Here is a 12397-nt window from a genome sequence, read left to right as displayed (position 1 = left end):
GCTGCCGCTAGCCGGCCGTGAGCCCGGCCGGCTTGCCCTGGCTCCGCGGCCGTTCCTCGATCATCTTGCCAAAGACGATCAGCCGGGCCTTGGAACTGAACTCCGGCGTGCAGGTGGTCAGCGTGATGTACCGGCCGGGCTGGTTGTACCCGGAGCCGTTGGGCACCGGCTTGATCACGCTCACGTTGGACGGCGGGGTCTCCGGGATGCCGCCGGTGACCTCGTACGTGTAGTACGCGGTCGCGGTCTCCACCACGACCTTGTCGCCCTTGGTGAGCTGGTTGATGTGCCGGAACGGCTCGCCGTGGGTGTTGCGGTGCGCGGCGAGCGCGAAGTTGCCGGTCTTGTCGGCCGGCATCCCGGTACCGGTGTAGTGGCCCACCAGGCCCTTGTCGAGCACCGCCGACTTGGAGGTGCCCTCGGCGATCGGGAACTTCAGGCCCAGCTTCGGCAGGTAGACGATCGCGAAGCCCTTGCCGGGCTCGAAGGTCTCGGGCTTGGCCGGGTCCGGCGCCGGCTGCCCGGACGCGCCGGGCGCCGGCTGGGGGGAGCCGAACTGCTGCTCCAGCTGGTTGCGGGCGCCGTCGGCGGCCGCGTCGGCCTGCACGTTGGTCCACCAGAGCTGGTAGGAGACGAACAGCAGCATCACCAGGCCGAGCGTGATGCAGAGCTCGCCGACGAACCGGGCGGCCACCACGGCCACCGACTCCTTGGGGCGTGCCGCTCCCCCGGCGCCGGCCCGGCCGCTCGCGCGGCGTCGACCGCCGCCCGAACGCACCGCCATCCGGCCCTGCGCGGCCCGCCGACGCTCCGCCCGGCCGCCGGTCGGCGGCCCGGCCGCACCGGCGGAGGCCGGCAGGAGCCGCAGCTGGAGCGTCTGGTCGGCCAGCCAGGGGTACTCGGGCTGACCGGGGCCGTCGGGCCCCCCGGCCGCGTCGGGGCCTCCCGAGCCGTCCTGACGGGGCTCCAGGGGCTCCTGGGGCCGCCCGGGCGGCCCGGCCTGCTCGTAGACGCCCCAGCCGTCCTCGGCCCCGCCCTGGGCGGGCTGCTGCGCCTGGTAGGGGTCGTACTGCTCGTACTGGCCGTCCTGCCGGTACTGGCCCCCCTGTTGGCCGCCCTGCCGGCCCCCCTGCTGGAACTGGCCGTCCTGCTGGTGCTGCCGGTCGGCCCCGGGCCCGCCGTACTGCGGGTTCTCCGGCCCGTACGGGCCGCCGTGGCCCTGGGAGTGGCCGTACCGGCCGCCCTCGTGCGGGCCCGCCCCCGACTGGTAACGCCCCTCCGGACGCACCGCGGTCACGCCGCTCAGCCCCGGCCGATCACCGGGGCGAGCCCGGCCGAACGGCCGACGGCCTGCGGATCGCCGCACTCGGCCAGCCAGTTGGCCAGCATCCGGTGCCCGCCCTCGGTGAGCACCGACTCCGGGTGGAACTGCACTCCCTCGACCGGCAGTTCACGGTGCCGCAGGCCCATGATCACGCCGCTCCCGGTCCGGGCGGTGACCACCAGCTCGTCCGGCACGGTGGCCGGCTCGACCGCCAGCGAGTGGTACCGGGTCGCGGTGAGCGGCGAGGGCAGGCCCTCGAAGACCCCGCCGTCCTCGTGGTCCACCAGCGAGGTCTTGCCGTGCAGCAGCTCGGGCGCCCGGCCGACCACCGCGCCGTACGCGACGGCGATCGACTGCAGGCCCAGGCAGACGCCGAAGACCGGCAGCCCGATGCCCGCGCAGTGGTGCACCATCTCGATGCAGACCCCGGCCTCCTCCGGCGCACCGGGCCCGGGGGAGAGCAGCACCCCGTCGAAGCCCGTCCCGCCGTCGCGGCGCACCGCGTGTTCGACCGTCACCTCGTCGTTGCGCACCACCTCGCAGGTGGCGCCGAGCTGGTAGAGGTACTGGACCAGGTTGAAGACGAAGCTGTCGTAGTTGTCGACGACCAGGATGCGGGGCTGGCTCGGCTGGGTGGTCATTCGCGCGCTATCTCCGTGGGATGCGGGGGCTGGGAGGAGGAGCAGTGCCGCCGGGTCAGCCCGCGGCGCCGTCGCCGCCGTCCACTGTGACGTCGCCGAAGGGGAGCAGCGGTTCCGCCCACGGGAAGACGTACGTGAAGAGGAGGTAGACCAGCCCCAGGACGAGGAGCAGCGAGATGAAGGCCCGGACCAGGGTGTTCCCCGGAAGGTGACGCCAGATCCAGCCGTACATGGTGCTCCCTCGACGTAACAGACTGGGGTCAAGAGTAGACCCGTGATCCGGGGCCGCGGGGCGGGCTTCCCGCACTGGCACCCGAGCGCGGGGCGCGCGCTACTGGCCGCCCGCCGAGCGCAGGTCGGCGGTGCCGGAGTAGCCGGGCACGGTGAGGTCGCCGCTCTCCTGGACCTTCCAGCCCAGCCCGTACGCCTGCACGTACTGCAGGTAGTTGCGGATCGTCGGGTCCGCCTCGACCGCCGTCCGCAGCGCGTCCGTCCTCCCGACGGCCTTCACCACGTAGGGCGGCGAGTAGACGCGGCCCTGCAGCAGCAGGGTGTTGCCGACGCAGCGGACGGCACTGGTGGAGATCAGCCGCTGGTCCATCACCTGCACGCCCTCCGCGCCGCCCCGCCAGAGCGCGTTGACGACCGCCTGGATGTCCTGCTGGTGGATGACCAGGTCGTTGACGCCGGGCTCGGGCACCCCGGGGATGCGCGCGGTGGCGTTCGGCGGGGCGTCGTTGAGGGTCACGGTGAGGCCGGGCCCCTGGAGCGGCTCCAGCGCGGCGCCCTGCCGGAGCGCGTCCTGCCGGGAGACGTCGGCGGGGTTGCCGCCCTGCTGCTCGGTGAGCTCCTGCGAGCGGGCCTGGAGATCGGCGAGCTGCGCCTGGGACTGCTGGTTCTGCGCGCTGCGCTGGCGTATCACGTCGCTGAGGCTGAGCAGCGAGTTGTCGGTGCGCAGGTCGGTCCCGCGGGCGGTCTGCGCGCTGATGTAGAAGAGCAGTCCGGCGAGCGCGAAAACGGCGCAGGTCAGGGCACGGCCGACAATTCGGGTGCCGGAGGAGCGACTACCGGCAGGCCGAGGGGGAATCGACAAATTAGTCACCGTACCCTTATCTCCTTCGGACCCGCCGAGCCACTACGCTAACGGACGCCGGTGGCACGTGCGGGGGCGGTCCCCATAGCGTTCTCCACAACCGCCATCGCCGGCCGCCCGACCCCCGCTGAACCCCTGCGCGGTCTCACAGCGCATCGACAGGAGAGCTCCTCGTGCCGAAGTCTCGACTCCGCAAGAAGTCCGATTACACCCCGCCGACCACGGCCGCCGCGGTGAAGATCAGCACGGGCCGCAGTTGGGTTGCCCCCCTGATGCTGGCCCTGTTCCTGGTCGGACTGGTGTGGATCGTCACCTACTACGTGACCAGTGGCAGCTGGCCGGTCGAGAGCTGGCACAACTGGAACATCCTGGTGGGCTTCGGCTTCATCGCGGCGGGGTTCGGCGTCTCCACCCAGTGGAAGTGACGGGGCTCCAGCCCTGAGCGCGCGAGCGCCGCCCCGGGAGGACTTCCGCCCGGGGCGGCGCTGCGGTGTGCCCGGACGCGGCCGTGCGCCCGGAGTTCCACCATCCGGTTATCCCGCTTATCGCGCTTATCCACATGGTTATCCACACTGGGGAAAAGTCCTCCCGGCCTGTGGATAACCTGCGCCGCGCGCCCTTTCCACACCCCCGCGCGCCGTCCCCCGAATGCCGAATAGGCACAGCAGGACACGCGTAGAACAGCAGTCCACAGGGCACTCGCCCAACTGGCTGTGCACGACTTCCCACCCGCTGTGGACAAACGTCCGGGCGCGTCACCCGCCGTAGCGGGCCATCCCGACCAGGACCATCGCCAGCACCAGGCCCGCCATCGCGGCCACCGTCACCGTCTGGACGGGCAGCCTGCGGGCCTGCGGGGCGTACATCAGGCCGATCGCGGTGAGCGTCCCGGCGATCAGCCCGCCGAGGTGCGCGCGCCAGTCGATGCCGCTCACCGAGAAGGTGACGATCAGGTTGAAGACCAGCAGCGCGACCACCGGGCCGAGCGGCATCCTGGTCCGCTTGTACATCACCACGGTGGCGCCGAGCAGGCCGAAGATGGCGCCGGAGGCACCCAGCGAGTTCATGAACCCGCCGGCCAGCAGGAAGGCGAACGCGCTGCCGGCCAGGCCCGAGACCAGGTAGACCGCCAGGAAGCGGACCCGTCCGAGGGCAGCCTCCAGGGGCGGGCCGATCACCCAGAGCATCACCATGTTGGTGGCGATGTGCCAGGGCTCGACGTGCAGGAAGGTCGCGGTCAGCAGCCGGTACCACTGGTCCGGTCCGGCCGCGACGCCGTACGGGAACCCGGTGATCTGCGGGCCCACGCTGAACAGCGAGAGGTCCTCGGACAGCCACGGCTTGAGCACGTAGGCGGCGAGGACGAAGACCACCAGGTTGACCCCGATCAGGGCCTTGGTGACCAGCGCGCCGTCCGCGGTCAGCTGCCCGCCGAACCGGGTGGTGGCCTGCCGGACCTCGCGGTTGGCGCCCTGGACGCACTCCGGGCAGTGGAAGCCCACCGAGGCGCTCACCATGCACTGCGGGCAGATCGGCCGGCCGCAGCGGGAACAGCCGATGCCCGTCTCCTGCCCGGGGTGCCGGTAGCAGTGCGCCAGGCCTCCCCCGGGCCCCGGGGTCCGGTCCGTCGGCGGCCTGGGCTCGTCCGGGAGCATCAGCGGTTTCCCCTTCTCGCACGCCTGCTACGCAATCCCGGCGGCGCCCCGCCGAACGGGGTACACCGGCATCGCCAGCGTACTGCGACGGGATCGGCCCCGGGCGGCCCCGGCCCCCGTCGCCGTACCGGTCTCCTTCGGCGCCGCCCCCGGCCTCCCTCCGCCCGCACCGCCCCGCGTACGGCCCATCCCGGAGTGCTGCGGGACAAATCACCATGCATGATCAGCATTCAGGTGGATATGTGCATATAGGACGCCACCCAGGAGGAGAGACTCGTGACCCGTTTGGACTCAGCTCGTGAGACGGCCGGAAAGACCCGGGACACCCTCGCGCCCTACGCCGTGACCGCCAAGGTGACCGCGGTGCACCTCGCGGACGGCGCGAAGCAGCGGCTGGGCCCCGCCCTGGACGCGGTCGGGCCGAAGGCCGCCCACGCCGCCCACAGCGCCCGCGTCCAGTACGTCAAGCACGTCGCCCCGCAGCTCGGTCACGCCTTCGCCAGCCTGCCGCCCGAGGCCCAGCAGAACGCCCTCAAGGCCCTGCACCGCGCCCAGGAGGCCGCCCTGGCCGCCCGGCTCTCCGCGGCGCGCGCCACCGACCAGGCCCGGACCACGATCGGCCCCAGGGTCGTCCAGGCCGTCGAGGAGGCCCGCGCCACCGTCGTCCCCGTGGCGGTGGAGGCCCAGACCCGCGGCGCCGCCGCGCTGACCGCCCTGCACGGCAACGTCACCTCCGCCGAGATCAGCGAGCTCGCCGCCCGGAACGCCAGGAGGGAGCACCGCAGCGGCTGGGCCACCGGCCTGGCGGTCGCCGGCGCCCTCGCGATCGGCAGCGGCATCGTGGCCTGGCAGTGGTGGCGCCACCACAGCAACCCCGAGTGGCTGGTCGAGCCCCCGGCCCCCGAGCGGCCCGCGGCCACCGGCGCCACGGCCACCACGTCCCGCAACTCCGGCGCCCACGCCTCGGGCAGCGCCGGCCAGACCGACGCCCAGATGAACGGCTCGGGCGCCGGGTCCGACGCCGCCGGCCCCCACGCGGAGGCGGGCACCACCGCCCCCAAGCCCGGCCCGCCGCCCGGCAAGCCCGCCCCCGACGACGACCGCCCCAAGCCGCACGACCCGCGCAAGCCGCACTGACCGGCCCGCCCCGGGCGTCCCGCACACCCGAAAACGCCGATCGGCCGCTGACCCGGATTCAGGTCGGCGGCCGATCGGCTGTTCCACTGTGGAGCTTAGGAGACTCGAACTCCTGACATCTGCCTTGCAAAGGCAGCGCTCTACCAACTGAGCTAAAGCCCCTCGACGGCACTGTGCGCACCGTCGGGCACTAGCGTACCGGGTTCCGGCGGGAATCCCACGCCCTCCCCGGAACCTCACGCCCCGACGGTGCCGGGAAAGCCGGCCGCCCCGGTCACCCGACCGGGCCGGCCGACCCGGGAGACGCCGTGCGGCGCCTCCGAAGATCGTCGATCGTCAGATCGTCCGGGTCCTCAGCGACCGGCCGGGACCGGGTCGGTGGCCTCGGTCCACAGGTCCTGCTCGGCGCGGTCCGCCTGGACCTGACGGTAGACAAAGAAGCCGCCGAGGGCGACCAGGGCGACCAGGAGAAGCTTCTTCACCGCGGGACCTCGTCCTTCTTGCGTAGCGGACTCAACAGCCGTGCTCCGACCGGATGGCCGGGCCGACGAGTCCATGATTTGTTACGAGCACGAACGGGCTGCCGGGTGCCAGACTGCCCTTGCGGCCGATGATACACACCGGTGTCCCAATCGTGACCAGCCGCCGCTGCCTCCAACCGACCGGTCCGGCCGAAGGATTGACGCCGCACCTTCTGTCGTACGGTCGGCCCGGCCCGAGCCGGGCCCGACGGCGTCCCCGGCCCGCCCCGCACAGGTCGTCCACCGGCCCGCGCAGGCCCGCGCCGGCCCCCGGCGGCTAGCCCCGCGCCGGCGGCACCACCACGGCGGTACCGGCCGCCAGGTCCACCCTGGTCCTCGGCGGCGCCCCCTCGCCCTCCTCGTCGCGCAGCATCAGGGTGCTGCGCCGCTCGTCGAGCTCGTGCTGCTTGCCCGCCGCGAACTGCGCGTGCAGCTGCTCGAACCCGGTCGCCGAGACCTGCCCCTCCCGGCCCGTTCCCCGCCACGGGATCCAGCGCGACTTCCGCGCCCACAGTGCCGTCTGGTCGACGAAGGCCAGCACGACCAGCGCGCAGACCAGCCCGGGAATGCTCATCGCCCAGAACAACGCCATGCCGTCACCGCCCGCCGTGCCCGTCCGCCCCCACAACCGGAGAACTCCCGGGCACGGCACGCAGTTCCTCCGGGACCCCGGGAACGCCGAAGGGCCCGGAGCGAGATCGCTCCGGGCCCTTCGCGGTGGTGGGCCTAACAGGACTTGAACCTGTGGCCTCTTCCTTATCAGGGAAGCGCTCTAACCGTCTGAGCTATAGGCCCTTGCCGCACTGAAAGATTAGCGGACCGACGGCCGATCTCCAAAATCCGGTCCGGCGGGGCTCGCGGCAGGGGTCTGCTGGTGAGGGGCGGTGGCGGGGCGGAGCAGCCACTCCTCGCGGGTGGCGGGGAGACGGGCGGCGCCCTCGGGGCCGGTGCGGACGGCGAGGATCTGGTTCACGCCGATCCGGTTCTCCTCGAAGGCGAGCGCGGAGGCCGCCATGTAGAGCCGCCAGACCCGGGCCCGGCCGCGGCCGACCAGCCGGACGGCCTCCGTCCAGCGCACCTCCAGGTTGGCCACCCACTCGCGCAGGGTCAGCCCGTAGTGCTCGCGCAGCGACTCGACGTCGCGCACCTCGAAGCCGGCCTCCTCCAGCCGGGCCACCGTGGAACCGACGGGGGAGAGCTCGCCGTCAGGGAAGACGTAACGGTCGATGAACGGGCTGGGGCGGTACGGCTCACCGGGGTGGTTGGGACGGCGGGCGATCTGGTGGTTGAGCAGGCGGCCCCCGGGCACCAGCAGCCGGTACAGACCCGCGGCGTAGACCCGGTACTGCTCGGTGCCGACGTGCTCGGCCATGCCGACGCTGGAGATCGCGTCGAACGGGCCGTCCGGGACCTCCCGGTAGTCCTGGAGGCGGATCTCCACCCGGTCGGCGAGGCCGGCCTCCTCGACCCGCCGGCGGGCCAGCGCCACCTGCTCCTCGGAGATGGAGACGCCGACCGCCGTGACGCCGTAGTGCGCGGCCGCGTGCAGCACCAGCGAGCCCCAGCCGCAGCCGACGTCCAGGAGCCGCATCCCCGGCCGCAGGCCGAGCTTGCGGCAGATGAGGTCGAGCTTGGCCTCCTGCGCCGCCTCCAGGCTCTTCGCGGCGGGCGCCCAGTACGCGCAGGAGTACACCATCGACGGGCCCAGGACGAGGCCGTAGAAGTCGTTCCCGACGTCGTAGTGGTGGCTGATGGCCGCGCGGTCCCGGCTGCGGCTGTGCAGCCGCCCCTGGACCGCCCCGGCCTCCTCCGGCGGCGGGGTGGGCTGCGGGCCCAGCGCACCGGCCCGCAGCAGGGCCCGCAGCACCGCGCGGCCCTTGGGGCCGAGCACGTCGGCCGGGCCCAGCCGGAGCAGCCGGATCTCGGGGCGCTCGGAGAAGTGCGCGACCGCCGTCAGCACCTCGTAGAGGTCGGTCCCGGGCGCGACCTCCAGGTCGCCCGAGACGTAGGCCCGGGCCAGGCCCAGCTCACCCGGCTGCCAGAGCAGGCGGCGCAGCGCGCGGCGGTTGCGCAGCACGACGGTGGGCGCCCCCGGCGGCCCGGCCGTGCTGCCGTCCCAGACCTGCACCCGCAGTGGCACCGGGACCCCCAGGAGCCCTTCCAGGGCCTCGACCAGTTGCCTTGCGAGCTGAGCCATCGCGCGCCTCCGTCCAGCCGTACCTGCACAGCCGTGCCCTCCCCGGCCGTTCGGACCGGGGGGCGGCCTGCGGCACTCGGAAACTCGACACGAGCGCACCCAGCAAATCCCACCGTGGCGGACGCCGATCCGGGCGGCACGCCGCGGGGGTCGGCTGTCACCCGAACGCCGACGGGCCCCGCAGGCTGGAACAGCCTGCGGGGCCCGCTCATTCCGTACACCGGGGAATTCCTGACCGGGGGTCAGCCACCGGCCACGGTGGCCGGAAACGGCTCCTCCCGGCCGGAGGTCAGTCCTCCTCGGCCAGGGTCAGCTCGATGCCGCCGGTGAAGCCGGCCGCGGCGTTGTAGATGAACGCCGAGAGCGTGGAGAGCGCGGTCAGCAGCACCACGTCGACCACGGCGATCAGCGAGGTGAAGGTCATCACCTTGCCGAACCCGACGTAGTCCATCAGGTTGATGCCGCTGTTGGGGGCCTCGCCGGCGGTGACCTCCTTGAGGGTCTTGGTCAGCGAGTCGAAGACCCCGAGCGAGTCCAGCGTCATCCACAGCACGGCGGCCGCCACGATGATGATGATCCCGACCGCCACCGACAGCAGGAAGCTGACCTTCATGACCGACCACGGGTCGGCCTTGGTGATCCGCAGCCGGGCCTTGCGGGTCCGGCCCAGGCCCGGCCCGGCCGCGGCCGGCGCGGCGGCCGGACGGCGCGGGGCACCGCCGGGGACCGGCGTGCCGCCGGGCGGGGTGTTACCGCTCACCCGGGTACCCCGGGGCGGCGTCGGCTGCCCCTTGGCGTACGTGGTCGGCTGCGAGAACCCGCCCGCCGACGGCGGGGGCGTGGCCGGCTGGCCGCCGTACGTCGCCCCGCCGCCCTGACCCGCCGCACCGACCGGTGGCATCAGCGAGGTGGACGAAGCCGGGTGCTCGGCCGGCGGCTGCGGCACCCCGTAGCCCCCGCCGCCCTGTGCTGCGCCCGGACGGCCGCCGGTGGCTCCTCCCGCAGCACCCGTGGCTCCACTCACTGGTCCTCCCGCACTTCCCACCAGGACGGCAACACCGTCCTGCGTCGTCACTCGTCATCCAGCGCCCGGCGGGATTGCCCGGAACTGGTCGGCGGCCGGTGCCGCCGCGCCCATCCTTCTCGACGCTGCGACACCGGCCCACGGTTCGGCTCAGGCCTGGGCGTCCTCGCCGCCGGCGACCGTCTCCGTACCCTCGGCCACCTCGGGGGACTCGGTGCCTGCGACCTCGTCCTCCAGCGACTCCTCGTCCTCGGCCTCCGCGTTGCGGGCCATGCCCACGACCGCGTCGCGCTTTCCGAGGTTGATCAGTTGGACGCCCATGGTGTCACGTCCGGTTTCACGAACCTCGGAAACCCTCGTGCGGATCACCCCACCCGACAGGGTGATCGCCATGATCTCGTCGGTGTCGTCGACCACCAGCGCGCCGACCAGCGAGCCCCGGCCCTCGACGATCTTCGCCGCCTTGGTGCCGTAGCCGCCGCGTCCCTGGACACGGTACTCGTCCACCCCGGTGCGCTTGGCGTAGCCGCCGTCGGTGGCGGTGAAGACGAACGTGCCCGGACGGACGACGTTCATCGAGAGCAGCTCGTCGTCCTCGCGGAAGGACATGCCCTTGACGCCGGAGGTGGCGCGGCCGGTGGGCCGCAGCGCGTCGTCGGTCGCGGTGAACCGGATCGACTGGGCCTTCCGGGAGACCAGCAGCAGGTCGTCCTCGGCGGAGACCAGCTCGGCACCGATCAGCTCGTCGTCCCGGCCGTGCTCGTCCTGGCGCAGGTTGATCGCGATCAGGCCGCCGGAGCGCGGGGAGTCGTAGTCCTTCAGGGCGGACTTCTTCACCAGGCCGGCCCGGGTGGCGAGGACGAGGTACGGCTTGTCCTCGTAGGTGCGCACCGCCATCACCTGGGTGATGTGCTCCTCCGGCTGGAAGGCCAGCAGGTTGGCCACGTGCTGGCCGCGGGCGTCGCGCCCGGCGTCCGGCAGCTCGTAGCCCTTGGCGCGGTAGACCCGGCCCTTGTTGGTGAAGAACAGGATCCAGTTGTGCGTCGTCGTCACGAAGAAGTGGTCGACGATGTCGTCCTGCTTCAGCTGGGCGCCGCGCACGCCCTTGCCGCCGCGCTTCTGCGAGCGGTAGAGGTCGGAGCGGGTCCGCTTGACGTAGCCGCCACGGGTGATCGTGACGACGATGTCCTCCTCGGCGATGAGGTCCTCGATGGAGAGGTCGCCGTCGGAGGGGATGAGGGTGGAGCGCCGCTCGTCGCCGTACTTCTCGACGATCGCGGTGAGCTCCTCGGAGATGATCTCCCGCTGGCGGACCGGGGAGGCGAGGATCGCGTTGTACTCGTCGATCTTGCGCTGCAGCTCGTCGTGCTCGTCCATGATCCGCTGGCGCTCCAGGGCGGCCAGCCGGCGCAGCTGCATCTCCAGGATCGCGTTGGCCTGGATCTCGTCGATGGTGAGCAGGTTCATCAGGCCGCTGCGGGCCGCGTCGGCCGACTCGGAGGCCCGGATCAGCGCGATGACCTCGTCGATCATGTCCAGCGCCTTGAGCAGGGCGCGCAGGATGTGCGCGCGCTCCTCGGCCTTGCGCAGCCGGAACCGGGTGCGCCGGACGATGACCTCGACCTGGTGGTTGACCCAGTGCCGGATGAAGGCGTCCAGCGCGAGCGTGCGCGGCACGCCGTCGACCAGGGCCAGCATGTTGGCGCCGAAGTTGGTCTGCAGGTCGGTGTGCTTGTAGAGGTTGTTCAGCACGACCTTGGCGACGGCGTCGCGCTTGAGCACGATGACCAGGCGCTGGCCGGTGCGCGAGGAGGACTCGTCGCGGACGTCGGCGATGCCGGCGATCTTGCCGTCCTTGACCAGGTCGGCGATCTTCAGGGCGAGGTTGTCCGGGTTGACCTGGTAGGGCAGCTCGGTGATCACCAGGCACTGGCGGCCCTGGATCTCCTCGACCTCGACCACCGCGCGCATGGTGATCGAGCCGCGCCCGGTCCGGTACGCCTCCTCGATCCCGCGGCGGCCGACGATCAGGGCGCCGGTCGGGAAGTCCGGGCCCTTGATCCGCTCGATCAGGGCCTCCAGCAGCTCCTCGTTGGAGGCGTCCGGGTGCTCCAGCGCCCAGAGCGCACCGGAGGCGACCTCGCGGAGGTTGTGCGGCGGGATGTTGGTGGCCATGCCGACCGCGATGCCGGTGGCACCGTTGATCAGCAGGTTGGGGATGCGCGCGGGCAGGACGGTGGGCTCCTGCGAGCGGCCGTCGTAGTTGGCGGCGAAGTCGACGGTCTCCTCGTCGATGTCGCGCATCATCTCCATGGCCAGCGGCATCATCTTGCACTCGGTGTAGCGCATGGCCGCCGCCGGGTCGTTGCCCGGGGAGCCGAAGTTGCCGTTGCCGTCCACCAGCGGCATCCGCAGCGACCACGGCTGGGCCAGGCGGACCACGGTGTCGTAGATCGAGGTGTCACCGTGCGGGTGGTAGTTGCCCATGACGTCGCCGACGACGCGGGCGCACTTGTAGTAGCCCTTCTCGGGGCGGTACCCGCCGTCGTACATCGCGTAGAGCACGCGCCGGTGCACCGGCTTGAGGCCGTCGCGGACCTCGGGCAGCGCGCGGCTCACGATCACGCTCATCGCGTAGTCGAGGTAGGAGCGCTGCATCTCGGTCTCGAGCTCGATCGGCTCGACCCGGGAGACGAAGGTGTCCGTGGTGGTGCCGGCGTCCGGCTGCTCGCCGTCGGGACGGTTGTCGTCGACCACTGGTGGTCAGTTTCCTTTCACGCGTGACTGGACTGTGCTGACGGGGGC

At 72.3% G+C, this 12397-nt stretch carries 12 protein-coding genes and 2 tRNA genes; 2 read left to right on the top strand and 12 right to left on the bottom strand.

The window, feature by feature from the left end; genetic code table 11:
* Positions 1-7: 7 nt before the first annotated feature.
* The 4 genes from ACFC1F_RS02445 to ACFC1F_RS02430 all read right to left on the bottom strand — a co-directional run bounded on the left by ACFC1F_RS02445 (position 8) and on the right by ACFC1F_RS02430 (position 3058).
* Complete coding sequence (locus tag ACFC1F_RS02445) at positions 8-1297, bottom strand: class E sortase (protein WP_376155081.1); 1290 nt, start codon at positions 1295-1297, stop codon at positions 8-10.
* A gap of 5 nt (positions 1298-1302) precedes the next feature.
* Entirely contained in the window at positions 1303-1965 is a 663-nt protein-coding gene (locus ACFC1F_RS02440) for an aminodeoxychorismate/anthranilate synthase component II (RefSeq protein ID WP_148643810.1), read from the bottom strand.
* A 55-nt stretch (positions 1966-2020) separates the two neighbouring features.
* Positions 2021-2197: a hypothetical protein gene (locus ACFC1F_RS02435; protein WP_174315663.1), complete on the bottom strand. Its 177-nt coding sequence runs from the start codon at positions 2195-2197 to the stop codon at positions 2021-2023.
* A gap of 99 nt (positions 2198-2296) precedes the next feature.
* Positions 2297-3058, bottom strand: coding sequence for a DUF881 domain-containing protein (locus ACFC1F_RS02430; protein ID WP_374106134.1), 762 nt, complete (start codon positions 3056-3058; stop codon positions 2297-2299).
* Positions 3059-3231: 173 nt separating this feature from the next.
* Here ACFC1F_RS02430 and crgA point away from each other — a divergent pair, with 173 nt between their 5' ends.
* Positions 3232-3483 (top strand): cell division protein CrgA, encoded by a 252-nt coding sequence (gene crgA / locus ACFC1F_RS02425; RefSeq protein WP_209415492.1) that lies wholly within the window; start codon positions 3232-3234, stop codon positions 3481-3483.
* A 330-nt stretch (positions 3484-3813) separates the two neighbouring features.
* Here crgA and ACFC1F_RS02420 read toward each other — a convergent pair whose 3' ends face one another.
* Entirely contained in the window at positions 3814-4713 is a 900-nt protein-coding gene (locus ACFC1F_RS02420) for a rhomboid family intramembrane serine protease (protein ID WP_376155078.1), read from the bottom strand.
* 276 nt (positions 4714-4989) lie between these two features.
* Between ACFC1F_RS02420 and ACFC1F_RS02415 the strand changes: the two genes are divergently transcribed.
* Positions 4990-5850 carry a DUF5324 family protein gene (locus tag ACFC1F_RS02415; protein ID WP_376155077.1) on the top strand — a complete coding sequence of 287 codons (861 nt, stop codon included), beginning with the start codon at positions 4990-4992 and terminating at the stop codon, positions 5848-5850.
* Positions 5851-5939: 89 nt separating this feature from the next.
* Here ACFC1F_RS02415 and ACFC1F_RS02410 read toward each other — a convergent pair.
* From ACFC1F_RS02410 to gyrA, 7 genes are all read right to left on the bottom strand, one after another.
* Positions 5940-6012 (bottom strand) — tRNA-Ala (locus tag ACFC1F_RS02410).
* A 191-nt stretch (positions 6013-6203) separates the two neighbouring features.
* Positions 6204-6332, bottom strand: coding sequence for a DLW-39 family protein (locus tag ACFC1F_RS02405; RefSeq protein WP_014137031.1), 129 nt, complete (start codon positions 6330-6332; stop codon positions 6204-6206).
* Positions 6333-6648: 316 nt separating this feature from the next.
* A complete protein-coding gene (locus ACFC1F_RS02400) occupies positions 6649-6963 on the bottom strand; it encodes a DUF6191 domain-containing protein (protein WP_376155075.1) in 315 nt (104 codons plus the stop codon).
* 126 nt (positions 6964-7089) lie between these two features.
* Positions 7090-7166, bottom strand: a tRNA-Ile gene (locus ACFC1F_RS02395).
* Between the two features lie 16 nt (positions 7167-7182).
* Positions 7183-8568 (bottom strand): class I SAM-dependent methyltransferase, encoded by a 1386-nt coding sequence (locus ACFC1F_RS02390; RefSeq protein ID WP_376155074.1) that lies wholly within the window; start codon positions 8566-8568, stop codon positions 7183-7185.
* A 289-nt stretch (positions 8569-8857) separates the two neighbouring features.
* Entirely contained in the window at positions 8858-9592 is a 735-nt protein-coding gene (locus ACFC1F_RS02385; protein ID WP_307853369.1) for a DUF3566 domain-containing protein, read from the bottom strand.
* Between the two features lie 150 nt (positions 9593-9742).
* On the bottom strand, positions 9743-12349 hold the full coding sequence (gene gyrA / locus ACFC1F_RS02380; protein WP_209415487.1) for a DNA gyrase subunit A: 2607 nt from the start codon (positions 12347-12349) through the stop codon (positions 9743-9745).
* Positions 12350-12397: the final 48 nt, after the last annotated feature.

This window comes from Kitasatospora sp. NPDC056181 (assembly GCF_042266225.1).
Classification (GTDB): domain Bacteria; phylum Actinomycetota; class Actinomycetes; order Streptomycetales; family Streptomycetaceae; genus Kitasatospora.
Note: the sequence above shows the minus strand (reverse complement) of the source record. Positions and strands in the feature narration are given on the sequence as shown.

Bases quoted from the DNA above. Each gene is read 5' to 3' on its own strand.
- ACFC1F_RS02390 (WP_376155074.1), bottom strand. From the start codon at position 8,568: ATGGCTCAGCTCGCAAGGCAACTGGTCGAGGCCCTGGAAGGGCTCCTG.
- ACFC1F_RS02400 (WP_376155075.1), bottom strand. From the start codon at position 6,963: ATGGCGTTGTTCTGGGCGATGAGCATTCCCGGGCTGGTCTGCGCGCTG.
- ACFC1F_RS02435 (WP_174315663.1), bottom strand. From the start codon at position 2,197: ATGTACGGCTGGATCTGGCGTCACCTTCCGGGGAACACCCTGGTCCGG.
- ACFC1F_RS02440 (WP_148643810.1), bottom strand. From the start codon at position 1,965: ATGACCACCCAGCCGAGCCAGCCCCGCATCCTGGTCGTCGACAACTAC.
- ACFC1F_RS02420 (WP_376155078.1), bottom strand. From the start codon at position 4,713: ATGCTCCCGGACGAGCCCAGGCCGCCGACGGACCGGACCCCGGGGCCC.